We start from the raw sequence: 25,636 nt of genomic DNA, 5'->3' as shown, positions 1-25,636 counted from the left end.
CCCGGCACGGCGGCCATCTGCTCGCCAACCTGCTGCATGCGCGCCCACGCCTCGCGGTGCAGCAGGTCGGCAGCCAGCCACTGGTGCCAGGCCTGTTGTTCCTGCTCGGTGTGGCTGCCGGACCTGAGCCGCGCGTACCAGCGCGCGGCGGCGCTGATGGCTTGCCGTTCGGCAGCTGACAGTTGCGGGCCGCCAAGGCTCATGGGCACTGCATCCGGATCTGCATCAGGCAGCAATGCTCCATCGCCTTGGCCATGTAGTTGTTCACCGAACGCTCGGAGATCCCCAGGCGCTCGGCAATCTGCGGGTAGGTCAGGCCGTCGAACTGCGACAGGATGAACGCCTGGCGCACCTTGCTGCCCAGGCCTTCGAGCATGCGGTCGATGTCCAGCAGCGCCTGCAACAGGATCGCCTGCTCCTCCGCCGATGGGTACTCGGCCTCGGGCACGTTGGCCAGGGCTTCCAGGTAGGACTGCTCCAGGGAGCGGCGGCGGAACAGGTCGATCAGCAGGCCCTTGGCGACCCGCGACAGATAGGGCCGCGGCTCGCGGATCTGCATGGCATTGCGCGCCGTGATCACCCGGACGAACGTATCCTGGACCAGGTCCGCGGCATCGCAGGCATTGCCCAGGCGCTGGCGCAACCAGCCGTGCAACCAGCTCTGGTGCTCGGAATAGAGGGTGTTGACGGCGCTGCGAAGGGACAAGTCGTCGGCGGGCATGACACAGAAAATTCACGTTTGATAATGAATCGCATTGTCATGTAGCACTCAAGGCTTGGCAATAGCCATCAACCGGGATTGTTCAATCGCGATGTACTCGCGACAGCGCGACTGACTCAGTCAGGATGCGGACCCTGACGCGGGACATTTATCGACTTTTTGCAATCACGCCCGTCATGTATTGATTCAAATCGCGAAAATCCTGAACTTTCCAGGAGAACGGCGCCAGCTTTACACCGTTCTCCTGCAAGGTTTTTGGAATCAGGTTGCCGTTGGGGCGAAGGATGATCGACGACACAATCACCCCCGGATAATCATTCAGGCGCTTTTTGAACGCGGACGTCGTGAGGTCGGGTGTCGGGGGATTACTTTTATTGGCCAGTGGCCCGGTGGCCTTGATATCGGCTCCGTGGCACATGGCGCATCTCTGCATATAGAGCGTTTTCCCGTTGGCCGTATCCGCCAGGGAAAGTGATGCTTGAACCAGCGCTAACACCCCTAACGAGGCGATGAACAGTCTTCTTATTTTCATGTGCCACATGTCCTTATGGTGTCAATCAGCTCTGAATCCCGGGCAGCCCCGCCCCTGCCACTGCAACCCTCAATGCTCTCGATGATGCTCAAACCGAGAATGCTGACTGGCAATCGGCGCGCCCCCAAACCTGAGTTCAATACGTTGATTTAGTTGAACAAAACCTAATCACGGCGATTAGAAGCGCGCCATTCTCCTTTGGCGCGTACTGGCTTGCAAGGCGCGCCAGGAGGGACGTGTGAGCCCTCCTGGATCAACCCGGGTTCGCTGCCCAGGCCTCAGCCCTGCTGGAAACGGTGCCGTGGGCACCCGGCCACCAAGCCGTCGATGGCGAACAGGTCGCCGGACTCGGGGTAACGCGCCAGCTCCTCGGCGCTCATGGCGAAGCGGGCACTGGTGATAAACAGGGTGCGCAGGTCCGGGCCGCCGAAACAGCAACTGGTGGGGCGTGGCACCGGCATCGCCAGCACCCGGGTCAATGCGCCGTGACGGTCGTAATGCAACAGGCAGCCGCCGTTGAACTGGCAGACCCAGATCCCGCCTTCGCGGTCGATGGCCAGGCCGTCGGGGCGCCCCAGGTGCGCCGGGGTTTGGGCAAACACCGAGACCGGCCCCAGCCCGCCCTCGTCCGCCGCGTAAGGCGCCTGGTAGATTCGCCGTGCCACCGAATCGACAAAAAACAGCTGCCGCCCGTCTTCGGACCAGACCAGGCCGTTGGGCAAGCCCAGGGGCTGGTGCAGCAGGCTGGCGTCGAGCTGGCGGTCGTAGCGCAGCAGTTTGCCGCTGTCCGGGCTGTGGTCCTCGTCCATCAGCCCGCTGATAAACCGCCCCTGGGGGTCGCAGGCGCCGTCGTTGAAGCGCCAGGAGGCCGGCCCGCCCAGCGCTGCCGAACGCTGAACAGGTGCCAGGCTCCGGCTATCGAGAATCGCCACGGCGGTGTCTTCGGTGAAGATCAGGTTTCCACGGTCGGTCAGGGCCAGGGCGCCAATCCGTGCCGCGCTGCGGTACAGAGTGGCGAGTGTGCCCCCGGCCTCCAGGCGGTGAATGCGGCCGCCAGAGATATCGACAAAGTACAGAATCTGCCGCTGCTCATCCCAGACCGGGCTCTCGCCAAGGTCGGCCTGAGCCTTGGCCACCCGGCGCACGATCAAAGGCTCAGGCATGCCGTGACTCCTTGATGCTGGCCCACAACCGGGCGACCTCGGTGGCGCTGGCGGCGTGCACCCGGGCCAGGTCCAGCGGGTAGTCGACGCCGGGGTTTTCTTCGAAACGGGTGGCGCTGAACTGGCCGTTGCTGGCCCGCAGGATATAGCCGCTGTCATGGCAATCGGCGCTGGCCAGGTAGACCACACCCGGCGCCACCGCTTCGGGCGTGAGGTCCGGCGGCTGGCCGGTGATGCCCCACATGCGGGTCTTGGCCACCGGCGACACGGCGTTGACCAAAATCCCGTGGGCGGCGCCCTCCATGCTCAACGCGTTCATGATCCCCAGTTGCGCCATCTTGCCGGCGGCATAGGCCACCAGCCCGGGCTGGGCATAACGCTGGTACATGGCCCGGTCCGAAGTGGTCAGCACCACCCGTGGTGCCGGCGATTGCCGCAGGTGCGGCCAGGCGTGCTTGCACAGCCAGATCGGCGCCTGGATATTCACCGCCACGGCGCGCTCGATAAACCCGCTGTCCACGGTTTCGATCGGCTGGTAACCGACCCAGCCGGCGTTGTGAATCAGAATATCCAGGCCGCCAAAGGCGTCCAGGGCACGGGCGATCAACTGCTGGCAACCCGCCTCCTCGGCCAGGCTGCTGCTGTCGCCCAGTACCGACAAACCGTCGGCTTGCAGGCTGCGTGCGGCCTCCTGGACCACGGCGGCATCGGTGCCGACCCCGCTGCGGTCGGTGCCCGGGTCATTGATCAGCACCTGGGCGCCCCGTTCGGCCAGCGCCCGTGCATACACCAGGCCCAAGCCGCGGCCAGCGCCAGTAATGATGGCGGTCCTACCCTTGAAATTCATGCTGGAGTCCTCCTCTTTTTTCCAGCCTAACAACAATGAAATCAAGGGTTTAATACTTAATACCGGCGCTTTTGAGACGTGCGAAGTATCAGCCTTGAGGCCGGGCAGCGGCGCAATGCCAGGGGCCCATGGTCAGGGCCGGGCGAGAGCGTTATTCTGCCGCCACTCGCGCCCGAACCGGTGGCGCTCCACCAAGGATGGACACGGCGAATGAGATTCGCGATCGGCCTGTTTTTCTGCTGTGCGCTCGGCACCGCCCTGAATGCCCACGCGGCAGAAACCGTCAACGACATCACTCAGCTCAACCCCATCGTGGTCGACCAGGTGGCCCGGCCCACGACCCTGGAGCAGATCGCGCAACTGGTGGCCACCCATCCCGGGCCCATCGCCATCGGTGGCGGGCGCTACAGCATGGGCGGCCAGACCGCCACCGAACACGCGCTGCAGATCGATATGCGCGGCTTCAACCGGGTGCTGGATTTTTCCAAAGCGCGCAAGGAAATCACGGTCCAGCCCGGCATCACCTGGCGGGCCCTGCAAGACGTGATCGACCCCCATGACCTGTCCGTCAGCATCATGCAGAGCTACGCCAACTTCACCGTTGGCGGCGCCCTGAGCGTCAACGCCCACGGGCGTTACGTCGGTTATGGCCCGCTGGTGACCTCGGTCAAGTCCATCAAGCTGGTGCTGGCCGACGGCCAGGTGGTCGAGGCCAGCCCGCAGCACAACGCCGAGCTGTTCTACGGCGCCATCGGCGGCTACGGCGGCCTGGGGGTGATAGTCGAAGCCACCCTGCGCCTGAGCGACAACGTGCGCCTGCTGCGCAGCGTCGACGAAATGCCCCTGAGCGACTACCGGCCCTTTTTCTTCAAGCAGATCGAGCACGATCCCAAGGTCATCCTGCACAACGCCGTGCTCTACCCCGACCAGTATCAAACCCTGCGCGCCGTGTCCTACCGCCAGACCGAGCTGCCGCTCACCGTCACCGAACGCCTGACACCCCTGGACCGCAACTACTGGAAAGAACAGAAAGCCTTGAAGGTCGTGAGCCAGTGGCCCATGGGCAAGACCCTGCGCCAGGACGTGATCGACCCGCTGGTGCTGAAGAAGCCGCAAGTGAGCTGGCGCAACCACGAAGCCAGCCTCGACGTGCGCGAACTGGAACCCGACTCCCGGGCCAAGCGCACCTACGTGCTGCAGGAATACTTCGTGCCCCCGGCGCAATTGGAGAGCTTTATCCAGGAGATGGGCGCCACCCTGCGCGCGCACCAGGTCAACGTGATCAACCTGTCGATCCGCCACGCCAAGGCGGACCCCGGCACCCTGCTGGCCTGGGCCAAGACCGACGTCTTCGCCCTCGTGCTGTATTACCAGCAGAGCACCGCGCCGGCAGCGCGGGATGACGTGCGGGAATGGACCCGGGCCCTGGTGGACAGCGCCATCCAGCGTGGCGGCAGCTATTACCTGCCCTACCAGATCCACGCCACGCCGGCCCAGTTTCGCGCGGCCTACCCGCGAGCGGCCGAGTTCCTGGCGCTCAAGGCACGGGTCGACCCGGGGAATAAATTTCGCAATAAATTGTGGGATGCGTATGGGGCCGGAGGTTAAACCCGGGCCCAGGCACACCGCCCGTTCATGCTATGGATTGCCGCCCATTCGCCGCTTGCCCGGAGAACCCTTCGAATGATCGAAACCCGCCTGCTCAGGCAGTTTATCGCCGTGGCCCAGGAGCTGAATTTTCACCGCGCGGCGATCCGCCTGCACATGGCCCAGCCGCCCCTGAGTCAGGCGATCAACCGCCTGGAAGACAAACTCGGCTTCAGCCTGTTCACCCGGGACAAGCGCGAGGTGCGGCTGACCGTGGCCGGCGCGGCGTTTCTCGACACCGCCCACGCCACCCTGCAGACCCTGGAGCACGGCGTCGAACAGGCACGCCAGGTGGCCCAGGGCGTGGCCGGCAGCTTGACGGTCACCGCCATTTCCATCGCCGGCTACCCGTTTTTGCTGCACAGCCTCAAGGCCTTTCGCCAGGCTTACCCGCAGGTGCAGTTGATCATCCGCGAGATGCCGTCCGCCGAGCAGGCCAAGGCGCTGCTGACCGGCGACAGCGACCTCGCCTTTATGCGCCAGTTGCCGCTGCCGGGTGGTCACCTGGCGTCACGGCTGATTCTCGATGAACCGCTGCTGCTGGCCCTGCCCCGCGACCACGCGCTGGCCGCGCGCCGCGAGGTGCAGTTGCAGGACTGTGCCCAGGAGGATTTTGTGTTTACCCCGCAAGTGCTGGGCAGCGGGTATCACGCACAGTTGATTGCCTTGTGCGAAAGCGCCGGTTTCTACCCGCGCATCGTGCAGGAGGCGGCGCAGATCCAGACCTTGCTGGGCCTGGTGGCCTGCGGTTTCGGGGTGGCGCTGGTGCCGCAATCGTTCGCCGCCAGCGGCCTCAGGGATGAGCTGGTGTTGCGCCCGCTGGCCCCGGTCAGCCAGACGCCGAACCCGGGCATCGGCCTGTACATGAACTGGAACCGGCTGCCGGTATCGATCCCGCTGCAGAACCTGCAGGCGCTGCTGGAGCAGCACCTGCCGCCGGCTGCGGGCTGATCCGGGTCAGATCCCGTCGCGAGCCAGGTCCATGGCGAAGTAGGTGAAGATCAGGTCGGCGCCGGCACGCTTGATCGAACCCAGGCTTTCACGCACCACCCGCTGCTCGTCGATGGCGCCGGCCAGGGCGCCGAACTTGATCATCGCGTACTCGCCACTGACCTGATACGCGGTCAGGGGCAGGCGCGACACTTCGCGGATATCGCGAATGATGTCGAGGTAGGCACCCGCTGGCTTGACCATCAACGAATCGGCGCCTTCCTGCTCGTCGAGCAACGACTCGCGCACCGCTTCGCGGCGGTTCATCGGGTTCATCTGGTAGCTCTTGCGGTCACCCTTGAGCGCGCTGCCGCCGGCTTCACGGAACGGGCCGTAGAGCGCCGAGGCGAACTTGGTCGAGTAGGCCATGATCGCCACATGGCTGAAGCCGGCCTGGTCCAGGGCCCGGCGAATGGCCTGGACCTGACCGTCCATGGCCGCCGACGGCGCGATCACATCGGCGCCGGCACGGGCCGCGGCCACGGCCTGCTTGCCCAGGTTGATCAGGGTCTGGTCGTTGTCCACTTCATGGCCGTGCACCACGCCGCAATGGCCGTGGTCGGTGTATTCGCAGAAGCAGGTGTCGGACATCACGATCATTTCCGGCACCGCGTCCTTGGCGATGCGCGACATGCGCGACACCAGGCCGTTGTCATTCCAGGTGTCGCTGCCGGTGCTGTCCAGGTGGTGGGACACGCCAAAGGTCATCACCGACTTGATCCCGGCCCGGGCGTAGCGCTCGATCTCGCCCGCCAGCTTGGACTCGGGGATGCGCATCACCCCCGGCATGCTCTTGATCGGCACGAAGTCGTCGATTTCTTCTTCGACGAAAATCGGCAGCACCAGGTCGTTGAGGGTGAACTCGGTTTCCTGGAACAGGCTGCGCATTTGCTCGGTGCGACGCAGGCGACGTGGACGGGCTTCGGGGAACTGGCTGGACATGGGATTTCCTAACGGCAGGCCAAGTGTAAACAGGACCAAAGTCTAAAAAAGGGCAAAGCTTATGCCTTGAATGCCAAGGGCACAAACACCGCTTTGCCAAGAGTATTTTTCCGCTTTCGTAACAATGGAATTGTTGACTAGTATTGGCCTCCCCCCCGTGACAGGAGTCACTTTGATGTTCGATATCCAGAACTACGGCAGTTTTATTGCCGCCATCGTGATTTTCCAGATGATTCCTGGTGCCGGCACCCTGGCCATCCTCAATGCCACGGCGCGCAATGGCGTCACGGCGGGAATTGGCGCGGTCCTGGGCACCCTGTTGGGGGACATCCTCTATATGGTCGCCGCCGTCGCCGGGCTGGCCGCGCTGATGCAGGCCAACCCGATGTTGTTCCAGGGCCTGCAATGGTTCGGCGCGGCCTACCTGTGCTGGATGGGCGTGCAGTTGCTGCGCACCAAGGTCACGGCAGAAGACTCGGGGCTCGAGCCCAAGACCTCGGGCTGGGTCTACTTTCGCACCGGGCTGGCCGTGGCCATGACCAACCCGAAGGTCATCCTGTTTTTCGTGGCGTTTTTCCCGCTGTTCATTCGTCCCGACGGTTCCAGCATGACCCTGCTGGTGATGATGCTGCACATCACCGTGATCAGCCTGGTGTATCAGGTCGGCCTGGTGGTCCTGGGTAACGCCGCGGCGATCCGCCTCAAGGCCCTGCCCATGGCGCGGCGCATCGCGACCCGGGTGGCGGGCCTGGCGCTGATCGGTTTTGGCCTCAAGCTGGCGACCAACAACCGCTGATGACCCTGGCCCCCGGTGCACCGGGGGCCGGATGCACTACAAGGTCAGGCGGCCCTCGATGCAGGTCACGACCGCGCCACCGATCCAGATCTCCTCGCCGCACTGCTGCACTTGAATCCTGCCCGCCCGGCCCATGCTCAGGCCCTGGCTCACCACGTAGCTCGACGGTGCCAGGCCGGCACCCAGCAGCCATTGGGCGACGCCGGCATTGAGGCTGCCGGTGGCCGGGTCTTCGGGCATGCCGTCCCCGGCGATAAAGGCCCGCACTTCAAACTGCGCATCGGTATCGTCGCGCTGCGGGTCGCACGGGGCGATAACCCCCACGGCCAGGCCTTGCAGTTGCGGGTAATCGGGCTGCAACTCCAGCACTTGCTGGCGCTCGGCGAGCATCAGCACCATCCAGCCGGCGCCGTTATCGACCCATTGCGCCTCGACAATCGCCCCCGGCGCCAACCCCAGGCCACGCCGCGCCTGCTCCAGCAACTCGGGCTCGACCGCGCCCGAGCGCAACAGCGGCGGCGCGAGAAACGCCAGGTCCGCGCCCTGGCGCCGAATGCGCACCAGGCCGACCTCGCACTCCTGAATTACCTCCTCGCCCTGGGGCACGCCACCGGCCTGCAACCAGGCATGGCAACTGCCCAGGGTCGGGTGACCGGCGAAGGGCAACTCTTCCAGGGTGGTGAAAATCCGCAGCCGGTAGTCGGCTCGCGGGTCCCGGGGCTTGAGCACAAAGGTGGTTTCGCTGAGGTTGGTCCAGCGGGCAAAGGCCGCCATGCGCTCATCACTCAACTCATCGGCCCCCAGCACCACCGCCAGCGGATTGCCCTTGAGCGGTTGGGTACTGAACACATCCACTTGCCTGAAATCGAATTGGCTCATTGCCGGTCCTTGGTTGAATTAGCACGCTGAAGAAGGGTTGTCGGCTATCGCTGTCGCCGCTGTTATATAGCTCGGGCCACGCTCGGGCGCGGGCCCAATAAACGCCGGGACACGGTCTGGGTTTCGTGGCCTCAGGAAGGCCAGCGCAGCCTTGGGCAGCGGCTACAGGGTCTGGGTATCGCTGTAGCGGCTGCCGATGGTCGGCGACGGGTTTACACCGGCTTGGGGATTTCCAGGCCGCGGATCACGGCGGGCCGGGCCAGGAAGCGCTCCAGCACCCGTTGCACGTTGGGGAAGTCCTTGAAGCCCACCAGGTCGCCGGCCTCATAGAAGCCGATCAGGTTGCGCACCCAGGGGAAGACCGCGATATCGGCGATGGTGTAGCGCTCGCCCATGATCCAGTCACGGCCGCTCAGGCGCCCTTCGAGCACGCCCAGCAGGCGTTTGGATTCAGCCACGTAGCGGTCGCGCGGGCGCTTGTCCTCGTAGTCCTTGCCGGCAAATTTATTGAAGAAGCCGAGCTGGCCGAACATCGGGCCAATACCGCCCATCTGCCACATCAGCCACTGAATCGTCTCGTAGCGCGCGGCCGATTCCTGGGCCAGCAATTGCCCGCTCTTGTCGGCCAGGTAAATCAGGATCGCCCCCGATTCGAACAACGCCAGCGGCTGGTCGCCCGGGCCGTGGGGGTCGAGAATCGCCGGGATCTTGTTGTTCGGGTTCAACGACAGGAACTCGGCGGACAACTGATCGTTGGTGTCGAAACCGACGCGGTGCGGCTCGTAGGGCAGGCCGATTTCCTCGAGCATGATCGAGACCTTGACCCCGTTGGGCGTGGGCAAGGAATACAGCTGTATCCAATCAGCAAACTGCGCGGGCCACTTCTGGGTAATGGGAAAGGCTGAGAGATCAGTCATGACAGGTTTCCAGTGACGGTCAGGGGGGCTGTGCCGCAGGCGCTAGAGCGGCGGCGGGTCGATTATAAGCATCACGCGGCGAGACGCATTCTTAAATCGGCAACATCCTGTGGTTAAGCTGGCTCACACCCTGGCGCCAAGGCGCTTACAGTGCCATCAGCCTGCCAGGATCGAACCAAAAGCCGTGCCGGGACTCAGACAACTACCTTCGGGTGGATGCATCGCTTATGACAGGGAAAACCACAGGCCACCGCCAGGGTGCCGTGCCAAGGTTTGTCAGCCTCAATCGACTGCGCTGAAGAACACCTATTCAATGACCAAGCTGCTGAACCTCGCCAAACGCCTTAAACACCGCGCCTACATCGTGCTCCCGGCCCTGTTGCTCGCCAGCGGCCTGCTGCTGTCGCTGGAGTCCGGCGAAAGCCGCGCCCAGCCGGCCGACGGCACCCAGACCCTGGTGTTCCTGCGCCACGCGGAAAAACCCGCCGGCGGTCTCGGCCAGCTCAATTGCCAGGGCCTGAACCGCGCCATCGACCTGGCCTCGCTGCTGCCCGAAAAATTCGGCAAGGCCGACTACGTGTTCGCCGCCAACCCGACGCGCAATGTCGAAGAAGGCGAGTTCGATAACTCCTATAGCTACATCCGTCCACTGATGACCATCAGCCCCAGCGCGATCAAGCTCGGCCTGCCGGTGAACATCGAGTTTTCGGCCAACGACACCAGCGCCCTGGCCGATGAGCTGCTCGAAGACCGCTACCACAACTCGATCATCTACACCGCCTGGTCCCACGGTTACCTGCCGGAACTGATCAACAAGGTGGCCCAGGAAGCCGTCGGCGATAAACGCACCATCACCGACGACTGGGCCTCCAACGATTTCGACACCCTGTATGTGCTGACCCTGACCTGGCACAACGGCAAGGCCACCCTGCTCAGCCGCAACTACAAGCAAGGCCTGGACAACGGCCAGGAAAGTTGCCCGAGCTGATCCCTAGGCCGGGACCTGGGTGCCCTGATGGAAGATCATCTGCCAGCGCCCCTGGTCAAAGCGCCAGATCGAACTGCGTCGGGAATCGAGCGCCGGCTGCTCGGTGGTCTCGGCGCGGCGACAGCGATAGGTCGCCAGCACCAGCACGTCCGACAGGCGCTTGACTGAAAAGTCACTGATGCTGCGCTCGACGAACTCATCCCCGGGCAGGCGTTGCAGCACTTCGGAACGGTGCCAGGTGCCACCGCTGGCGCCAAATTCAAAAAAGTCCTCGGCCAGCAGTGCCCGCAACTTTTCGCGGTCGGTGCGCACCTCGGCCTGCAGCAGACGGTTTTCCAGATCGAGCAATTGTTGATGCAGACTCATGGGGTTCTCCTCCTTGGATAATCGACAGGCCAGGCCTCCTGGCCGCGTCATCGATGCCGCGGCATCACGCACTCAGGCGTGTTGCAGCCCGTAGGCTGAAATAAACGGCGCCCGATCATTGACCGGTGGCGGCGCCGCTGTCCAGCCTCTTGCCGTCCCGCGGGCAGCCCGGCATACAGTGCTGGAGCAGCAAAAGCCCGCGGCTTTGGTTAGTCTTGCCCGGCGCCACGCGGCGACCCCAGCGAACGAACCGAGGCTCTGCATGAAATTCACCACCATCTCCATTGCCCGCAAGCTCAAGTTCTACCAACTGCTGGTGTTCGACCAGGTGCTGCAAAGCGGCTCGCTGGTACGCGCAGCCCAGGCGCTGAACCTGACCCAGCCGGCGGTGACCAAGATCATCCACGAGCTGGAATCCTATTTCGACGCACCGCTGCTGGTACGCAGCAACCGTGGGGTCACGGCCACCGAGCTGGGCGAGCTGGTGGTACTGCGGGCCAAGTCGCTGCTGGCCGAACTGCGCTCGCTGACCGACGAGGTCAACGCCTTTCAGCAGGGCACCGCGGGCCAGGTCATGGTCGGCACGCTGATTTCCGCCTCGACCTCGCTGCTGCCCAAGGCCATTCGCCTGCTCAAGCAACGGGCGCCCGGGGTTCTGGTGTCGTTGCGCGTGGGGCAGATGGACCAGTTGTTCCCGGCGCTCGCAGTGGGCGAAGTGGACCTGGTGGTGGGCCGGGTTCCGGACGACTGGAGCTGGCGCAACCAGTCGCCGAGCCTGGATGTCGAGGTGCTGTACGGCGAGGAGTTGAGCGTGGTCGCCGGCGCCGCGCACCCGCTGCATGGCAAGGGCGCCATCAGCCTGCATGACCTGCACACCTACCCCTGGGTCCTGCCGACCCGCGACTCGCTGCTGCGCCGAACATCCGACCAGATGTTCGCCGCCGCCGGCCTGTCGACACCGGACAATGTTGCGGAGTCGCTGTCGATCCTGACCAACCTCAGCCTGATGCAGGACCAGCGCACCGTGGCCCTGATGCCCTACGAGGCGACCCTGCAGTTTGTCGCGGCCGGCATGCTCAAGGCCTTCGATCTGGGGGCACCGATGCAGTTCGGCGATATCGGCTGTTTCTTCTCCAATGCCCGCAACCTGGGCCCGGCCGCGCGCCTGTTTCGCGAATGCCTGTACCTGGCCGCCCGCGCAGAATCGGACCCGCAGCAGGCCACCCTCGACACTTGAGCCTATGTATTCCAAACACTAATAGATAACCCGGAGTATTTGATTATTAACTAATACTTGGCCTGCCTACACTCGCTCCGAAACCCAAGTTCCGGAGGTTCGCGTGTCCACTGCCCTGCCCCTGTTGCGCCATTTCATCGCCGGCGAATTTGTCGCCAGCGCCAAGACCTTTGCCAACATCTCGCCCATCGACGGCCGCCAGCTGAGCCAGGTCTGCGAGGCCGACGCCCATCAGGTGGACCAGGCCGTGGCCGCCGCCCGCGCTGCCCAGGCGGGCCCCTGGGCCGACTACAGCAGCAGCCAGCGCGCCGACATGCTGCTGCGCATCGCCCAGGGCATCGAGCAGCGTTTCGAGGAATTCGTCGCCGCCGAAGTCGCCGACACCGGGCGCCCGGTGCATCAGGCGCGAACCCTGGACATCGCCCGCGCCGTGCACAACTTCCGCACCTTCGCCGAGCTGCTGCGCCAGTCCGGCGGCGAGTACTTCGAGATGCGTGCCGCCGATGGCAACGAGGTGTTCAGCTACACCGTGCGCAAACCCCACGGCGTGGTGGCGATCATCTCGCCGTGGAACCTGCCGCTGTTGCTGCTGACCTGGAAAGTCGCCCCGGCCCTGGCCTGCGGCAACTCGGTGGTGGTCAAGCCGTCGGAAGACTCGCCCTCCAGCGCCACCCTGCTGGCCGAGGTCATGCGCGATGCCGGCCTGCCCAGCGGCGTCTTCAACCTGGTGCACGGCTTCGGCCCGCAGTCCACGGGCGAGTTCCTGACCCGCAACCCGGACGTCGACGCCATCACCTTCACCGGCGAGACCCGCACCGGTTCGACCATCATGAAAGCCGCCGCCGAAGGGGTGCGTGAAGTGTCTTTCGAACTGGGGGGCAAGAACGCGGCGGTGGTGTTTGCCGACTGCGATTTCGACGCCGCGGTGGCCGGGGTCTTGCGCTCGAGCTTCAGCAACTCGGGCCAGGTCTGCCTGTGCTCGGAACGGGTGTACGTCGAACGGCCGATCTACGAGCGGTTTGTCGCGGCCATGGCGGCCGGGGCCGAGGCGCTGAAGATCGGCTACCCCGATGAAGACGGGGTCAACATGGGCTCGCTGATTTCCCACAAGCATCGGGACAAGGTCCTCGGCTATTTCCAGCTGGCCCGGGAGGAAGGCGCGACCCAGGTCACCGGGGGCGGCGTACCGCACTTTGGCGATGCCCGGGACAACGGCGCCTACGTGCAACCGACCATCTGGACCGGGCTCGGCGACGACGCGCGCTGCATGCGCGAAGAGGTGTTCGGCCCGGTGTGCCATATCGCCCCGTTCGACAGCGAGGACGAAGTGGTGCGCCGGGTCAACGATTGCGCCTACGGCCTGGCCACCGCCCTGTGGACCCGCGACCTGAAGCGCGCGCACCAGGTTTCCCGGCGTTTTCACGTGGGCATGGTGTGGGTCAACACCTGGTTCCTGCGCGACCTGCGCACCCCGTTCGGCGGTGCACGGCTGTCGGGCCTGGGTCGCGAAGGCGGCCACCATTCCCTGGATTTCTACTCCGCGATCACCACCATTTGCGTCAACCCTTGAGCGGGAGCCTCCCCATGCATGCAGCACTTCTTCAAGCCGCCGAGCGCCTGCACCAGGCCCAGCTCAGCGGCCAGCCCTGCGCCCCGCTGCGCGAGCTGATCGCCAGCGCCCAGGCCGACCTGCCGCAACAGGCCGCCATCGACCTGGCCTATGCCGTGCAACGCCATAACAACCAACGGGCGATTGCGGCCGGACGGCGCCCGGTGGGGCACAAGATCGGCCTGACCTCGCGCGTGGTGCAGCAACAGCTGGGGGTGGAGCAACCGGACTTCGGCCAGCTGTTCGCCGACATGGCCCGGGGCGATGGCCAGCCCATCGCCTGGACCGACACCCTGCAACCCAAGGTCGAGGCCGAGATCGCCCTGGTCCTGGAGCACGACCTGAGCCATGAGCGGCACACCGTGGCCGACCTGATCCGCGCCACCGCCTTTGCCCTGCCGGCCATCGAAATCGTCGGCAGCCGCATCGCCAACTGGGACATCCGCCTGCTCGACACCATCGCCGACAACGCCTCCTCCGGCCTGTTCGTGCTCGGTAGCCGCCCGGTGCCACTGGCAAGCCTGGACCTGGTGCGCTGCGGCATGCACATGACCCTGCGCGGCGAGCCGGTCTCGGTCGGTGCCGGCGCGGCCTGCATGGACAACCCGCTGAACGCCGCCCTGTGGCTGGCCGACACCCTGGTGCGCCTCGGCCAGCCCCTGCGTGCCGGCGACGTGCTGCTGACCGGAGCCCTGGGGCCGATGGTCGTGGCCCGTCCCGGCGACAGCTTTACCGCGCATATCCAGGGCCTGGGCAGCGTCACCGCCGCCTTCGCCGCCGCGCACTGAACAAGGACGGGCACATGCAACCGACAATAAAAGCCGCCATCATCGGCTCGGGCAATATCGGCAGCGACCTGATGCTGAAGATTCTGCGCCAGGCCCGGCACCTGGAGATCAGCGTGATGGTCGGTATCGACCCCGCCTCCGACGGCCTTGAACGCGCGCGCCGGCTGGGCGTGGCCACCACCCATGAAGGGGTCGAGGGCCTGCTGCGGATGCCGCAGTTCGCCGAGATCCAGATCGTGTTCGACGCCACCTCGGCCGCCGCCCACGTGCGTAACGACGCGCTGCTGCGCCAGGCCAGGCCGGGCATCCGCCTGATCGACCTGACCCCTGCCGCCATCGGCCCGTATTGCGTGCCGGTGGTCAACCTGGAGCACAACCTCGACCAGCTCAACGTCAACCTGATCACCTGCGGCGGCCAGGCGACCATTCCCATGGTCGCCGCGGTGTCACGGGTCGCCACGGTGCATTACGCGGAAATCGTCGCCTCGATCGCCAGCAAATCCGCCGGCCCCGGGACCCGGGCCAATATCGACGAGTTCACCGAAACCACGGCCAAGGCCATCGAGGTCATCGGCGGTGCCGCCAGGGGCAAGGCGATCATCGTCATGAACCCGGCCGAGCCGCCGCTGATGATGCGCGACACGGTGTACGTGCTGTCGGCCGCCGCCGATCCGCAGCGGGTCGCCGCCTCGATCGAGGAGATGGCCGCGGCGGTCCAGGCCTACGTGCCCGGCTATCGCCTCAAGCAGCAGGTGCAGTTCGACCCGATCAGCGCCGACGCGCCGTTGTACCTGCCCGGGATCGGACGCTTCAGCGGCCTCAAGACCTCGATCTTTCTTGAGGTCGAAGGCGCCGCCCACTACCTGCCTGCCTACGCCGGCAACCTCGACATCATGACCTGCGCCGCGTTGGCCACCGCCGAACGCATGGCCCAGTCCATGCGCCACTGCCGCTGAGGAACCGCGCCATGCCAACTATCCCCAACACCCCGCTGTACATCAGCGACGTGACCCTGCGCGACGGCATGCACGCCGTGCGCCATCAATATTCCCTGGACCAGGTGCAGCGCATCGCCCGGGCCCTGGATGCCGCCCGGGTCGACAGCATCGAAGTGGCCCACGGCGACGGCCTGCAAGGCTCCAGCTTCAACTACGGGTTCGGCGCCCACAGCGACCTGGAGTGGATCGAAGCCGCCGCCGACGTGGTGCGCCACGCCCGCATCGCCACCCTGCTGCTGCCCGGGATCGGTACCGTGCATGACCTCAAGGCCGCCTACAACGCCGGCGCCCGCATCGTGCGGGTCGCCACCCACTGCACCGAAGCCGACGTGTCGCGCCAGCACATCGAGGCCGCCCGGGAACTGGGCATGGACACCGTGGGCTTTTTGATGATGAGCCACATGCTGGCGCCGGCCGAGCTGGCCCGGCAGGCGCTGCTGATGGAAAGCTACGGCGCCACCTGCATCTACGTGGTCGACTCCGGCGGCGCGATGAACATGCAGGACATTCGCGAGCGCTTCCGGGCCTTCAAGGCCGTGCTCAAACCCGAGACCGCGACCGGCATGCACGCCCACCACAACCTTGGCCTGGGGGTGGCCAACTCCATGGTCGCCGTGGAGGAAGGCTGCAACCGCATCGACGCCAGCCTTGCCGGCATGGGCGCCGGGGCCGGCAACGCACCGCTGGAAGTGTTTATCGCCGCCGCCGACAAGCTCGGCTGGAACCACGGCACCGACCTCTACGCCTTGATGGATGCCGCCGACGACCTGGTGCGGCCGTTGCAGGACCGCCCGGTGCGGGTCGACCGCGAAACCCTGGCCCTGGGCTATGCCGGGGTCTATTCGAGCTTCCTGCGCCACGCCGAAGTGGCCGCCGCCAAGTACGGCCTGAAAACCGTCGACATCCTGGTCGAGCTGGGCCGCCGGCGCATGGTCGGCGGCCAGGAAGACATGATCGTCGACGTCGCCCTCGACCTTCTCGCCCACCCTCAGGAGCAGCGCCCATGACCCCCGATACCGCCCGTATCGCCCACGCCCTCGACCAGGCCGCGCGCCGCGCCGAAGCCCTGGGGCAATTCAGCAGCGTCACCCCGTTCAGCCTGGAACAGGCCTACCGGATCCAGCGTGCCTCGATGCAGCACCGCTACGCCGATGGCGAACGCATGATCGGCGTGAAGCTGGGGTTTACCAGCCGCGCGAAGATGATCCAGATGGGCGTCGACAGCCTGATCTGGGGCTGGCTGACCGACGCCATGCTCGAAGAGGACGGCGGCCTGGTGGACCTGTCGCGCTACATCCACCCCCGGGCCGAACCCGAGCTGTGCTTTCTCACCAAACGCGCCATCGACGGCCCGCTGACCCAGCTCGAAGCCGCCGACTACCTGGAAGCGGTGGCCCCGGCGATCGAGATCATCGACTCGCGCTACCAGGCCTTCAAGTTCAGCCTGGAGGACGTGGTGGCCGATAACTGCTCGTCGGCCGGACTGGTGGTGGGCGCCTGGTCCCGGGATTTCAGCGGCCTGGCCAATGCCGGGGTGCTGCTGCGCATCGACGGACGCCTGGTGGAATGCGGCTCCAGCGCGGCGATTCTCGGCCATCCGCTGCGCAGCCTGGTGCAGGCCTCGCAGCTGTTGGCCAAGGCCGAAATCGCCCTGCCGGCCGGCAGCCTGATCATGGCCGGTGCCGCCACCGCCGCGGTTGCCCTGGTGCCGGGGAGCCACGTCGCGGTGGAGATCGCCGGCTACGGCGAATGTGGCTTCACCTGCAGCGGCCCCCGCCCGGGAGTCGCGCCATGACCGCCAGCCGCTCGACCGTGGTGGCCGGCAAGGCCACGCCCCGGGGGCGCTTCCCCCATATCCGGCGCGCGGGGGATTTTCTCTACGTCTCGGGCACCAGCTCGCGGCGCCCGGACAACAGTTTCGACGGGGTCGAAGTCGATGCCATGGGCACCACCTGCCTGGATATTCGCGCCCAGACCCGCGCCGTCATCGAGAACATTCGCGATATCCTCGCCAGCGAAAATGCCGGCCTGCAGGACCTGGTGGAACTGTGCAGCTACCTGGTCGATATGAACGACTTCGGCGGCTACAACCAGGTCTACGCCGAGTACTTCGATGAAAGCGGCCCGACCCGCACCACCGTCGCCGTGCACCAATTGCCGCACCCGCACCTGCGGATCGAAATCAAGGCCGTGGCCTACGCCCCGCTCAATCGCGGTGGCGCCCCAGAACAACAATAAAAAGAGCACCTCGAACATGGACAAGCATCACTACAGCCCACCCTTCAACTTCAACCGCTGGATCGACGAACACGCGCACCTGCTCAAGCCACCGGTGGGCAACCGCCAGGTGTGGCAGGACGCCGATTTCATGGTCACGGTGGTCGGTGGCCCGAACCAGCGCACCGACTTTCACGATGACCCGGTGGAGGAGTTTTTCTACCAGTTCCGGGGCAACGCCTACCTCAATATCTGGGACCGTGGGCGCTACGAGCGCATCGATCTGCGCGAGGGCGATATCTACCTGATGGCGCCCCACGTCATCCATTCGCCCCAGCGCCCGGAGCCCGGCAGCCTGTGCCTGGTCATCGAACGCCAGCGGCCCCAGGGCCTGCATGACGCGCTGCAATGGTCGTGCGCCCATTGCGGCACCCTGATCAAGCGCTACGCGATGCAGTTGCAGAGCATCGTCCACGACCTGCCGCCGGTGTACGAACAGTTCTACGCCACCAGCGACAGCGAGCGGCGCTGCAACGAATGCGGCGAAACCCACCCTGGCCGCGACTGGCAGACCTGGCACCGAACCCTCAACGCAGCGAAGCACCCATGAAAATCGATATCCACTCGCACTTCTTCCCGCCCATCAGCCAGGCCGAGGCGGCCCGGCTCAACCCCGAGCGCGCGCCCTGGTTGCAGCGTGAGGGGCGCAAGGGCCAGATCATGGTCGGCGACAAGGCCTTTCGCCCGGTGCACGACGTGCTCTGGGACCCCCAGCGGCGCATCGAACACCTCGACGAGCAGGGCCTGGACCAGCAGGTCATGTGCGCCACGCCGGTGATGTTTGCCTACGACGCGCCCATCGCCAAGGCCCTGCCCTGGGCCCAGCTGATGAACGACCGCGCCCTGGAAATGACCGCCAGCGCTCCCGAGCGGCTCAAGGTCCTGGCCCAGGTGCCGCTGCAAGACCTCGACGCCGCCTGCCGCGAAGCCAGCCGGGCCAAGGCTTGTGGCCACGTCGGGGTGCAGATCGGCAACCACGTGGGCAACCATGACCTGGACCACGACCAGCTGGTGAGCTTCCTCACCCATTGCGCCCACGACCACATCCCGGTGCTGGTGCACCCCTGGGACATGATGGGCGGCGAACGCATGAAAAAATGGATGCTGCCGTGGCTGGTGGCGATGCCGGCGGAGACCCAGCTGGGGATTCTGTCGCTGATCCTGTCCGGGGCCTTCGAGCGCCTGCCCGAGTCGCTGCGCATCTGCTTCGCCCATGGTGGCGGCGGCTTTGCCTTTTTGCTGGGGCGGGTGGACAACGCCTGGCTGCACCGCGACATCGTGCGCGAGGACTGCCCGCAGTTGCCGTCAAGCTACGTCAAACGCTTCTTCGTCGACTCGGCGGTGTTCGACCCGGGAGCGCTCAAACTGCTGGTGGACGTGATGGGCAGCGACCGGGTGATGCTCGGTTCCGACTCGCCCTTCCCCCTCGGCGAGCAGCGCATCGGTGCCGGGGTGCTGGAGCACCCGCAACTGGACCGCACCCAGCAGGCGCAGATCCTCGCCGGCAACGCCCAGGCCTTCTTCGGCCTGCACTGATCCCCGGGCCCCGGCGGCCCACGGCCCACCCCCTGTCTGACGGCGCTGGTACACCACGCCGGGCGTGCCCGGTCACGGGCGACTGTGGCCGCCAGACAGCTTCGCTGCGCTCAACTCCAACAACAATCACAAGGAGCAAGCCATGTCCCATCGCACGCAAAACCTCACTGAACTGATCGACCAGAGCCCGCTCTCGCGTTTGCAGATACGGGTGCTGGTCCTGTGTTTCCTGGTGGTATTGCTGGACGGTTTCGACACCGCCGCCATCGGCTACATCGCCCCGGAACTCCTGCAAAGCTGGCACATCGAGCGCGCCCAACTGGCGCCGGTGTTTGGCGCCGGGCTGTTCGGCATGCTGCTGGGCAGCTTCTGCTTCGGGCCCCTGGCCGACCGCCATGGGCGCAAGAGCGTGCTGCTGGTGTGCGTGCTGATCTTCGCCCTCGGCACCCTGGCCTCGGCGCTCTCGCCGTCGGTGGAGGTGCTGGCGGTGTTGCGTTTTATCACCGGCATCGGCCTGGGCGGGGTGCTGCCCAACTGCATCACCCTGAGCTCCGAATACTCACCGGCGCGGCGGCGCATGCTGCTGGTCACCCTGAGTTACTCCGGGTTCACCCTGGGCCTGGCCCTGGGCGGCGCGGTGGCCGGGGTGCTGCTGCCACTGGTGGGCTGGCAGGGCTTGCTGGTGATCGGTGGCCTGGCGCCGCTGCTGTTGTGGCCGGTGCTGTGGTTGGCCTTGCCCGAGTCGGTGTGCTTCATGGCCGACAGCCCGCGCCATCAGACCGCGTTGCGGCGCACGGTGGAGCGCATCAGCGGGCGCGAGGATTGGCACGCTGTGCGCTTTATCGGCGACGCCGCGCAACGCACCGGGCACTCGTCGGTGTCGGCGCTGTTCAGCCAGGGCCAGATGGCCCGCACCCTGCTGCTGTGGCTGACCTTCTTCTGCTGCCTGTTCGTGTTCTACCTCCTGACCAACTGGCTGCCCACGGTGCTGCGCGGCAGCGGCTACAGCACGGCGAATGCGGCGCAGATCAGCGCGATGATTCCCCTCGGCGGGGTGCTCGGCGGGATCGCCATGGCCTTGCTGATGGACCGCCTGGGCGCCCTGCGCGTGCTGCCGCTGCTGTGCCTGACCGGCGCCGTGGCCCTGGCCTGCACCGGCAGCCAGCTGGAGCACGGCGCACGCTTGCTGGCGATTGTGTTCCTGGCCGGCTTTTGCCTGACCGGAACCCTGAACAACCTCAGTGTCCTGGCCGCGACCCTGTACCCCACCCGCTCGCGCGCCACGGGCGTCAGTTGGGCCCTGGCCGCCGGGCGCGCCGGCTCGATCATCGGTTCGATGCTCGGCGGCTGGATCTTCAGCAGCGCCGGCGACCTGCCGCAGTTCTTTATCTGGATCGCGGTGCCGGTGCTGATCGCCAGCCTGGCGCTGCTGCTGATGAACAGCCAGGCCCGGCACCAGGCGGCGCCGCTCGAGAGCTGATGGCCCTGCACGGCTGAACCTGAACCAAAAAATGCCGCTGCGCCCCACAGGCCCAGCGGCATTTTTTTATTGCGGCAACCGGCTTAGAAAATATCCAGCGGGTAGTCGGTGATCAGGCGGAACTCATCGATATTGCCCTCGCCCTGGGCCGCATTGGCGCGGTGCCAGGTTTGCCGCAGGCGCAGGCTCAGGTCCTTGAGCGGGCCGTTCTGCACCACGTAGCGGGCTTCGAGGTTGGTCTCGCGGTGAGTGCCGTCCTTGCCGTAGAAACCGGCGTAGGGGCTGCCGACCGGCATGTGCGTACCGTCGATGCCGGAGCCGCGCAGGTAGCGCGCCATCAGCTTCAGGCCGGGCACGCCGTAGCTGTCCATCGCCAGGTCGTAGCGCAATTGCCAGGAGCGTTCGTTGGGGCCGTTGAAGTCCGAATACTGCGCCGAGTTCGGCAGGTAGATCGACGCTCCCTGGTCGCGGCCGTTGCGCCCGTTGCGGTCGATATCGCCCACCCCGAGGTAGTCGAACGGCGTGTTGCCATCCACATTCTGCAAGGCCAGGGTCAGGCGATGGGCCCCCAGGCCGTAGAACACCGACGCCCCGAGGGTGGTGTTGTCGATGGCCCCGGCCTTGGCCTGCCCGGTGTCGACGGTGCGGTACAGGTTCAGGTCGAAACCCAGTTGCTGGCCTTCGCCCAGGTCGGTACTGCCGTTGAGGTTGGCGTAGTACTGGTTCCAGATGTCCGCAAAGCGTGCGCTGTACAGGCTGGCACCGAGCTGGTCGTTGAACTGGTAGTCGGCGCCCAGGTAGTCCACCGACGGCGTGGTGACCCCGGCGTAGAACGCCCACAGATCACCGTCGCTGTTGGTGGTGACGTGGCCGGTGGCCGAGGTGAAGTGCCCGGCTCGCAGCTTCAGGCCTTGCAGCTCCTGGCTGTCGAGGGCAAACCCGGTGGCCGTCTCGGGGATCAACCGGTTGTGGCCGACGGCGAACACCGGGGTGTCCACCGACTGCTCGCCGTAACGCAGCACGGTCTCGGAAATCCGCAGCTTGAGCGCCGCGCCGCCCTTGGCGTATTCGTCCGCCGGCTGGCCGTTATCGTGCACCGGCAGGTTGTAGGTGCCGATCTTGCCGCCCGAGGCATCCAGCTTCAGGCCCAGGGTGCCGAAGGCATCGACCCCGACCCCGACCGTGCCTTGGGTAAAGCCGGAACTGAAGCGCGCGATAAAACCCTGGGTCCAGTCTTTGCGGTCGCGGCGCCCGTCCTGGATGCTGCGGTTGAGGTAGTAGTTGCGGCTGAGCAGGGTCAGATGGCTGTCTTCGATAAAGCCGCTTTCGCCCTCGCCGGCCGTGACCGCCAACGGCAGCGAACACAGCAGGGGCAGCAGCCACAGGGCATGGGGATGGGTTGGTTGACGCATGGGGTGCCTCTTTTCTTGTTGTTGTAATAAGCCTGCACGCGCCATCGCGCACAGCCGTGAGCCCGGGCCGATAAGCGGCCCGGAACGGTCCGGGAAGGGTCAGGGTGAAGGTGGGGCCGTGTCCGGCCCCGGGTACTCAGTGACGGATCGGCAACGGCTTGGGAGCGTCTGCCGTGAGGGGCGCCTTGTGCCGAAAACGCAGGCAGTAAATCAGCAGGATCAGCCCCAGGAACGGCAGGCCAATCCACAGGGTCAATTCGAACTCGGCGGTAAACAGGGTGGTGACCATCACCGCCAGCATCAGCAGCAAACCGCCCAGGCTGGTCCAGGGGTAGCCCCAGAGTTTGAACGCCAGCGGCTGGTCGCCCTGCTGCCGACGAAAGAACAGGTGGGTGAGGAAGATCCCGGCCCAGGTGAACATCGCGCCGAACATGGCAATCGACATCATCAGGGTGAAGGCCTTGTCGGCGTACGCCAGGTAAAGCAAGGTCGCCAGGGCAATCCCCAGGGACGACAGCAGCAGCGCCGGCAACGGCACGCCCTTGTCGCTGAGCTTGCCGAACACCGCCGGGGCCTGGCCGGCGCGGGACAGGCTGAACATCAGCCGGGTGGTGATGTACAGCTGGCTGTTCATCGCCGACAGCGCGGCAATCAGGATCACCGCGTTGAACACCGCGCCCGCATAGGGAATGCCGGTGGCCGCCATCACCGTGACAAACGGGCTTTCGCCGCCGCTGTTTCTGCCCCAGGGCACGATGGCCAGGACCAGCGCGATGGTCAGCAGGTAGAACACCACCAGCCGCACCACGGTAATGCGAAAGGCCCGGGTCACGGCCTGTTGCGGGTCCTTGGCCTCGCCGGCGGCGACCGCGATCATCTCGATGCTCAGGTAACTGAAGAACGCCACGATCACCGCCACCCAGGTGCCCCACAGGCCATTGGGGAAGAACCCGCGGTCATTGCTGTAGTTGGCGAAACCGATGCTCGATTGGGCCGGGGCGTCGAACACCACCCAGGCGCCGAGCAGGATAAAACCGACGATGGCGCACAGCTTGAGCAAGGAAAAAACATACTCGATGCTGCCGAACACTTTGACGCTGAAGGCGTTGGCCAGAATCAGCGCCATCGAGAACGTGACCATCCAGTAGCCACCCGGCACCTCGGGGTACCAGTACTTCATGTACATCGCCGCCGCGGTGATTTCGGTGCCCACGGCAAACACGATGGAGGCCCAGTAGGCATAGCGGATGGCGAAGCCGAACCAGGGCGCGACGTAGAACTCGGCGAACGAGCCGAACGAACCCGAGGTCGGGTGACGCACGGTCATTTCCGCCAGGCAGCCCATCAGCAGCAGGGCGATCACCGCGCCGATGCCGTAGCTGATCAGCACGCTGGGGCCGGCAAAGCCGATGGCGAAACCACTGCCCAGGAACAGCCCGGTGCCAATGGCGCCGCCGATGGCAATCATCGACAGCTGGCCACTGGTCAGGCTCTGCTTGAGGCCTTTTTCGCGGTCTGAAACCTGTTCGAATGTGCGTGTTGTTTTTGTCATGACATTCATGCTCCAGGGCTTGGCGTGGGAACTCAGGTCACCGATTTGCGGGTGAGGAATTGCGGGCGATCCCATTCTTGTTGTTCAAGGATGCGTTTGAGGGCGGCCACGGCGTCCCAGACATCCTGGTAACCGTTGTAGAGCGGGGCGAAACCGAAGCGCAGAAGGTCCGGCGCGCGGAAGTCGCCGATGATGCCGCGCGCGATCAGCGCCTGCATCACCGGGTAGGCCTGGGCATGGGCCAGGGACACCTGGCTGCCGCGCTGCCCGGCCTCGCGCGGGCTGCGCAGCTCCACACCGAGGCCGCCCAGCTGCTGGTCGCAGAGCTCGATGAAGAGGTCGCCCAGGGCTTCGCTCTTGGCCCGCAGGGCGCTCATGTCGACGTCGTCGAATACCTCCAGCGCGGCCTCCAGGGCCAACACCCCGAGTTGCGGCGCGGTGCCCACCAGCATGCGGTCGATGCTCGGGTGCGGGACGTAGTCGTGGGTGAAATCAAAGGGCTTGGCGTGACCGTGCCAACCGGTGAGCGGCTGGCGCACCTGGGGAATATGGCGTTCGGCGACAAACACGAATGCCGGCGCTCCCGGGCCACCGTTGAGGTATTTGTAGCCGCAGCCCACGGCGAAGTCGGCGCCGGCCTGGTTCAGTTCGATGGGCATGGCCCCGGCCGAGTGGCACAGGTCCCAGACCACCAGCACCCCGAGTTCGTGGGCCCGGGCGGTAATGGCCGCCATGTCGTAGCGGCGCCCGGACTTGAAGTTGACGTGGGTCAGCGAAAGGATCGCCACGTCTTCGCCAAGGGCGTCCAGCACCTGCTCCGGCTCCACGCAGCGCAGCTCGCAGGCGGTCAGCTCGGCCACGCCCTGGGCGATGTACACGTCGGAGGGGAAGTTGCCGCGCTCCGCCAGAATCACCGTGCGCCCCGGCTGCATGCGCAGGGCCGCCACCAGCACCTTGAACAGGTTGATCGAAGTCGAATCGGCGACGATCACCTCATGGCCCTGGGCCCCGATCAGCCGGGCGATTTTGGCTCCGGTGCGCTGCGGCGCCGGGTACCAGTCGGCATCGTTCCAGGACCGGATCAGGCCCTGGGCCCACTCCTGGCGCAAGACCTGGTCCATGCGCGCGGGCACATGGGCCGGCATCGCGCCGATGGAGTTGCCATCGAAGTAGATCTGGTCCCTGGGCAAATCAAAACGTGCGCGAAAACGCCGGAGTTCATCCACCTGGTCAAGGTGAACGCAATCATCGCGCGTACGGCGCGGGGTCGAACTGGACATACGGATCCCTCGGGGCATTGTTCTTATTAGTCGGTGCGGCAGACAGCCCACAGACGCCCGCGGATCCTAACCCCGGCATCCATTACCCGATAATAGAAAAGGTGACCCCGGGTATTCCAAATCGACATACACGTCGCAAGGGCCGAAGCCCTGGCGAACACCCTGCGGGGACCCCCGGGGAAAAACCTGTAGCCGCTGCCGCCAGGCTCAGGCCGCGTTCGGACGCTGGCCCTTGAGTGCGCCGTGGCGTGTCAGGGAAATGGATGGTGTTTGGGAGGGACAGCGCCGCAGCGGCTACAGGTTGCGGGTGTAGCCGCTGCCGTGAGGCTCGGGCCGCGCTCGGACGCTGGCCCTTGAGTGCGCCGTGTTGTGTCAGGGAAATGCGGTGCGTATCAAGGCACGAGGATTATTTTCTCGCTGGTGCCTTGGTTGACCTGGGCGTAGCGCTCCAGCCCCTGTTCCAGGGGGGCTTCTACCAGGCCTTCGGGCAATGGCAGCAGGCCTTGATCGAAGAAGCGGCCGAACTGCTCCAGCATCAGGGCGCAGGCGTCGACGCCGTACAGCAGCGAGTTGATCCCCACCAGCGAGCCGCCGCGGCGGTACAGGGCCAGGGCCGGCAGTTGCACGTGGCCGTCGACCGGCGCGGCGATGATCGCGATGCGGCCAAACGGGGCCAGGG

At 65.7% G+C, this 25,636-nt stretch carries 26 protein-coding genes and 1 pseudogene; 14 read left to right on the top strand and 13 right to left on the bottom strand.

Translation table 11 applies throughout. The features are described from left to right. From CF161_RS13085 to CF161_RS13065, 5 genes are all read right to left on the bottom strand, one after another. Nucleotides 1-203, bottom strand: a 203-nt coding sequence (locus CF161_RS13085) for a DUF4880 domain-containing protein (RefSeq protein ID WP_020297061.1), incomplete at its 3' end; no start/stop codon positions are given. Beyond that, nucleotides 200-721, bottom strand: coding sequence for a sigma-70 family RNA polymerase sigma factor (locus tag CF161_RS13080; RefSeq protein ID WP_020297060.1), 522 nt, complete (start codon nucleotides 719-721; stop codon nucleotides 200-202). The genes CF161_RS13085 and CF161_RS13080, both read right to left, overlap by 4 nt. A gap of 148 nt (nucleotides 722-869) precedes the next feature. After that, entirely contained in the window at nucleotides 870-1,253 is a 384-nt protein-coding gene (locus CF161_RS13075; RefSeq protein WP_020297059.1) for a c-type cytochrome, read from the bottom strand. Nucleotides 1,254-1,531: 278 nt separating this feature from the next. Beyond that, nucleotides 1,532-2,416: an SMP-30/gluconolactonase/LRE family protein gene (locus tag CF161_RS13070; RefSeq protein ID WP_020297058.1), complete on the bottom strand. Its 885-nt coding sequence runs from the start codon at nucleotides 2,414-2,416 to the stop codon at nucleotides 1,532-1,534. Continuing rightward, nucleotides 2,409-3,263, bottom strand: coding sequence for an SDR family NAD(P)-dependent oxidoreductase (locus CF161_RS13065; protein WP_020297057.1), 855 nt, complete (start codon nucleotides 3,261-3,263; stop codon nucleotides 2,409-2,411). Before CF161_RS13065 ends, CF161_RS13070 begins: the two co-directional genes overlap by 8 nt. 210 nt (nucleotides 3,264-3,473) lie before the next feature. Here CF161_RS13065 and CF161_RS13060 point away from each other — a divergent pair, with 210 nt between their 5' ends. Beyond that, the gene (locus CF161_RS13060; RefSeq protein ID WP_020297056.1) at nucleotides 3,474-4,871 is read left to right on the top strand and encodes an FAD-binding oxidoreductase; all 1,398 of its coding nucleotides are present in this window, start codon (nucleotides 3,474-3,476) and stop codon (nucleotides 4,869-4,871) included. 75 nt (nucleotides 4,872-4,946) lie between these two features. Further along, nucleotides 4,947-5,861 carry a LysR family transcriptional regulator gene (locus CF161_RS13055; RefSeq protein WP_020297055.1) on the top strand — a complete coding sequence of 305 codons (915 nt, stop codon included), beginning with the start codon at nucleotides 4,947-4,949 and terminating at the stop codon, nucleotides 5,859-5,861. A gap of 6 nt (nucleotides 5,862-5,867) precedes the next feature. On the opposite strand, the gene hemB is transcribed toward CF161_RS13055, so the two are convergent. Beyond that, the gene (gene hemB, locus CF161_RS13050) at nucleotides 5,868-6,842 is read right to left on the bottom strand and encodes a porphobilinogen synthase (protein ID WP_020297054.1); all 975 of its coding nucleotides are present in this window, start codon (nucleotides 6,840-6,842) and stop codon (nucleotides 5,868-5,870) included. Between the two features lie 175 nt (nucleotides 6,843-7,017). Between hemB and CF161_RS13045 the strand changes: the two genes are divergently transcribed. Then, nucleotides 7,018-7,638: a LysE family translocator gene (locus CF161_RS13045; protein WP_020297053.1), complete on the top strand. Its 621-nt coding sequence runs from the start codon at nucleotides 7,018-7,020 to the stop codon at nucleotides 7,636-7,638. A gap of 36 nt (nucleotides 7,639-7,674) precedes the next feature. On the opposite strand, the gene CF161_RS13040 is transcribed toward CF161_RS13045, so the two are convergent. Then, nucleotides 7,675-8,517 (bottom strand): PhzF family phenazine biosynthesis protein, encoded by an 843-nt coding sequence (locus CF161_RS13040; protein ID WP_020297052.1) that lies wholly within the window; start codon nucleotides 8,515-8,517, stop codon nucleotides 7,675-7,677. A 212-nt stretch (nucleotides 8,518-8,729) separates the two neighbouring features. Then, a complete protein-coding gene (locus tag CF161_RS13035; protein ID WP_020297051.1) occupies nucleotides 8,730-9,434 on the bottom strand; it encodes a glutathione binding-like protein in 705 nt (234 codons plus the stop codon). 313 nt (nucleotides 9,435-9,747) lie between these two features. Here CF161_RS13035 and CF161_RS13030 point away from each other — a divergent pair, with 313 nt between their 5' ends. Continuing rightward, nucleotides 9,748-10,422, top strand: a complete 675-nt coding sequence (locus CF161_RS13030; protein ID WP_020297050.1) for a hypothetical protein — start codon at nucleotides 9,748-9,750, stop codon at nucleotides 10,420-10,422. Between the two features lie 3 nt (nucleotides 10,423-10,425). Here the strand turns inward: CF161_RS13030 and CF161_RS13025 are convergent, their stop codons facing one another. Beyond that, complete coding sequence (locus CF161_RS13025) at nucleotides 10,426-10,788, bottom strand: DUF4440 domain-containing protein (RefSeq protein ID WP_020297049.1); 363 nt, start codon at nucleotides 10,786-10,788, stop codon at nucleotides 10,426-10,428. A 262-nt stretch (nucleotides 10,789-11,050) separates the two neighbouring features. On the opposite strand from CF161_RS13025, the gene CF161_RS13020 reads away from it, so the two are divergent. The 10 genes from CF161_RS13020 (at nucleotide 11,051) to CF161_RS12975 (ending at nucleotide 20,713) form a co-directional block, all read left to right on the top strand. After that, on the top strand, nucleotides 11,051-12,025 hold the full coding sequence (locus tag CF161_RS13020) for a LysR substrate-binding domain-containing protein (protein ID WP_020297048.1): 975 nt from the start codon (nucleotides 11,051-11,053) through the stop codon (nucleotides 12,023-12,025). A 103-nt stretch (nucleotides 12,026-12,128) separates the two neighbouring features. After that, nucleotides 12,129-13,595, top strand: coding sequence for a 2-hydroxymuconic semialdehyde dehydrogenase (locus CF161_RS13015; protein ID WP_020297047.1), 1,467 nt, complete (start codon nucleotides 12,129-12,131; stop codon nucleotides 13,593-13,595). A gap of 14 nt (nucleotides 13,596-13,609) precedes the next feature. Then, complete coding sequence (locus CF161_RS13010; RefSeq protein WP_020297046.1) at nucleotides 13,610-14,422, top strand: 2-keto-4-pentenoate hydratase; 813 nt, start codon at nucleotides 13,610-13,612, stop codon at nucleotides 14,420-14,422. Nucleotides 14,423-14,436: 14 nt separating this feature from the next. Continuing rightward, nucleotides 14,437-15,378, top strand: coding sequence for an acetaldehyde dehydrogenase (acetylating) (locus CF161_RS13005; protein WP_020297045.1), 942 nt, complete (start codon nucleotides 14,437-14,439; stop codon nucleotides 15,376-15,378). Nucleotides 15,379-15,389: 11 nt separating this feature from the next. Further along, a complete protein-coding gene (dmpG, locus tag CF161_RS13000; RefSeq protein WP_020297044.1) occupies nucleotides 15,390-16,427 on the top strand; it encodes a 4-hydroxy-2-oxovalerate aldolase in 1,038 nt (345 codons plus the stop codon). Further along, nucleotides 16,424-17,215 (top strand): 2-keto-4-pentenoate hydratase, encoded by a 792-nt coding sequence (locus tag CF161_RS12995; protein ID WP_020297043.1) that lies wholly within the window; start codon nucleotides 16,424-16,426, stop codon nucleotides 17,213-17,215. The genes dmpG and CF161_RS12995 overlap by 4 nt, the downstream gene beginning before the upstream one ends. Next, on the top strand, nucleotides 17,212-17,658 hold the full coding sequence (locus CF161_RS12990) for a RidA family protein (RefSeq protein ID WP_020297042.1): 447 nt from the start codon (nucleotides 17,212-17,214) through the stop codon (nucleotides 17,656-17,658). The genes CF161_RS12995 and CF161_RS12990 overlap by 4 nt, the downstream gene beginning before the upstream one ends. Before the next feature lie 16 nt (nucleotides 17,659-17,674). Next, nucleotides 17,675-18,247, top strand: a complete 573-nt coding sequence (locus CF161_RS12985) for a 3-hydroxyanthranilate 3,4-dioxygenase (protein ID WP_020297041.1) — start codon at nucleotides 17,675-17,677, stop codon at nucleotides 18,245-18,247. Continuing rightward, a complete protein-coding gene (locus CF161_RS12980) occupies nucleotides 18,244-19,233 on the top strand; it encodes an amidohydrolase family protein (protein WP_020297040.1) in 990 nt (329 codons plus the stop codon). Before CF161_RS12985 ends, CF161_RS12980 begins: the two co-directional genes overlap by 4 nt. A 142-nt stretch (nucleotides 19,234-19,375) precedes the next feature. Further along, nucleotides 19,376-20,713: an MFS transporter gene (locus CF161_RS12975; protein ID WP_020297039.1), complete on the top strand. Its 1,338-nt coding sequence runs from the start codon at nucleotides 19,376-19,378 to the stop codon at nucleotides 20,711-20,713. Nucleotides 20,714-20,796: 83 nt separating this feature from the next. On the opposite strand, the gene CF161_RS12970 is transcribed toward CF161_RS12975, so the two are convergent. The 4 genes and pseudogenes from CF161_RS12970 to CF161_RS12955 all read right to left on the bottom strand — a co-directional run. Then, nucleotides 20,797-22,125, bottom strand: coding sequence for an OprD family porin (locus CF161_RS12970; protein ID WP_020297038.1), 1,329 nt, complete (start codon nucleotides 22,123-22,125; stop codon nucleotides 20,797-20,799). Between the two features lie 136 nt (nucleotides 22,126-22,261). Beyond that, entirely contained in the window at nucleotides 22,262-23,677 is a 1,416-nt protein-coding gene (locus CF161_RS12965) for an amino acid permease (RefSeq protein ID WP_020297037.1), read from the bottom strand. 32 nt (nucleotides 23,678-23,709) lie between these two features. Continuing rightward, a complete protein-coding gene (gene kynU / locus CF161_RS12960) occupies nucleotides 23,710-24,957 on the bottom strand; it encodes a kynureninase (RefSeq protein WP_020297036.1) in 1,248 nt (415 codons plus the stop codon). A 392-nt stretch (nucleotides 24,958-25,349) separates the two neighbouring features. Next, nucleotides 25,350-25,636, bottom strand: a pseudogene (locus CF161_RS12955) (zinc-binding alcohol dehydrogenase family protein); the annotation flags it as partial.

This window comes from Pseudomonas sp. CF161 (assembly GCF_000416215.1).
Lineage (GTDB): Bacteria > Pseudomonadota > Gammaproteobacteria > Pseudomonadales > Pseudomonadaceae > Aquipseudomonas.
The sequence above is the reverse complement of the archived record's forward strand: the minus strand, read 5'-3'. Positions and strand labels throughout refer to the sequence as shown.

Bases quoted from the DNA above. Each gene is read 5' to 3' on its own strand.
- CF161_RS13080 (WP_020297060.1), bottom strand. From the start codon at position 721: ATGCCCGCCGACGACTTGTCCCTTCGCAGCGCCGTCAACACCCTCTAT.
- CF161_RS13075 (WP_020297059.1), bottom strand. From the start codon at position 1,253: ATGAAAATAAGAAGACTGTTCATCGCCTCGTTAGGGGTGTTAGCGCTG.
- CF161_RS13070 (WP_020297058.1), bottom strand. From the start codon at position 2,416: ATGCCTGAGCCTTTGATCGTGCGCCGGGTGGCCAAGGCTCAGGCCGAC.
- CF161_RS13065 (WP_020297057.1), bottom strand. From the start codon at position 3,263: ATGAATTTCAAGGGTAGGACCGCCATCATTACTGGCGCTGGCCGCGGC.
- CF161_RS13060 (WP_020297056.1), top strand. From the start codon at position 3,474: ATGAGATTCGCGATCGGCCTGTTTTTCTGCTGTGCGCTCGGCACCGCC.
- CF161_RS13055 (WP_020297055.1), top strand. From the start codon at position 4,947: ATGATCGAAACCCGCCTGCTCAGGCAGTTTATCGCCGTGGCCCAGGAG.
- hemB (WP_020297054.1), bottom strand. From the start codon at position 6,842: ATGTCCAGCCAGTTCCCCGAAGCCCGTCCACGTCGCCTGCGTCGCACC.
- CF161_RS13045 (WP_020297053.1), top strand. From the start codon at position 7,018: ATGTTCGATATCCAGAACTACGGCAGTTTTATTGCCGCCATCGTGATT.
- CF161_RS13040 (WP_020297052.1), bottom strand. From the start codon at position 8,517: ATGAGCCAATTCGATTTCAGGCAAGTGGATGTGTTCAGTACCCAACCG.
- CF161_RS13035 (WP_020297051.1), bottom strand. From the start codon at position 9,434: ATGACTGATCTCTCAGCCTTTCCCATTACCCAGAAGTGGCCCGCGCAG.
- CF161_RS13030 (WP_020297050.1), top strand. From the start codon at position 9,748: ATGACCAAGCTGCTGAACCTCGCCAAACGCCTTAAACACCGCGCCTAC.
- CF161_RS13025 (WP_020297049.1), bottom strand. From the start codon at position 10,788: ATGAGTCTGCATCAACAATTGCTCGATCTGGAAAACCGTCTGCTGCAG.
- CF161_RS13020 (WP_020297048.1), top strand. From the start codon at position 11,051: ATGAAATTCACCACCATCTCCATTGCCCGCAAGCTCAAGTTCTACCAA.
- CF161_RS13010 (WP_020297046.1), top strand. From the start codon at position 13,610: ATGCATGCAGCACTTCTTCAAGCCGCCGAGCGCCTGCACCAGGCCCAG.
- CF161_RS13005 (WP_020297045.1), top strand. From the start codon at position 14,437: ATGCAACCGACAATAAAAGCCGCCATCATCGGCTCGGGCAATATCGGC.
- dmpG (WP_020297044.1), top strand. From the start codon at position 15,390: ATGCCAACTATCCCCAACACCCCGCTGTACATCAGCGACGTGACCCTG.
- CF161_RS12995 (WP_020297043.1), top strand. From the start codon at position 16,424: ATGACCCCCGATACCGCCCGTATCGCCCACGCCCTCGACCAGGCCGCG.
- CF161_RS12990 (WP_020297042.1), top strand. From the start codon at position 17,212: ATGACCGCCAGCCGCTCGACCGTGGTGGCCGGCAAGGCCACGCCCCGG.
- CF161_RS12985 (WP_020297041.1), top strand. From the start codon at position 17,675: ATGGACAAGCATCACTACAGCCCACCCTTCAACTTCAACCGCTGGATC.
- CF161_RS12980 (WP_020297040.1), top strand. From the start codon at position 18,244: ATGAAAATCGATATCCACTCGCACTTCTTCCCGCCCATCAGCCAGGCC.
- CF161_RS12975 (WP_020297039.1), top strand. From the start codon at position 19,376: ATGTCCCATCGCACGCAAAACCTCACTGAACTGATCGACCAGAGCCCG.
- CF161_RS12970 (WP_020297038.1), bottom strand. From the start codon at position 22,125: ATGCGTCAACCAACCCATCCCCATGCCCTGTGGCTGCTGCCCCTGCTG.
- CF161_RS12965 (WP_020297037.1), bottom strand. From the start codon at position 23,677: ATGACAAAAACAACACGCACATTCGAACAGGTTTCAGACCGCGAAAAA.
- kynU (WP_020297036.1), bottom strand. From the start codon at position 24,957: ATGTCCAGTTCGACCCCGCGCCGTACGCGCGATGATTGCGTTCACCTT.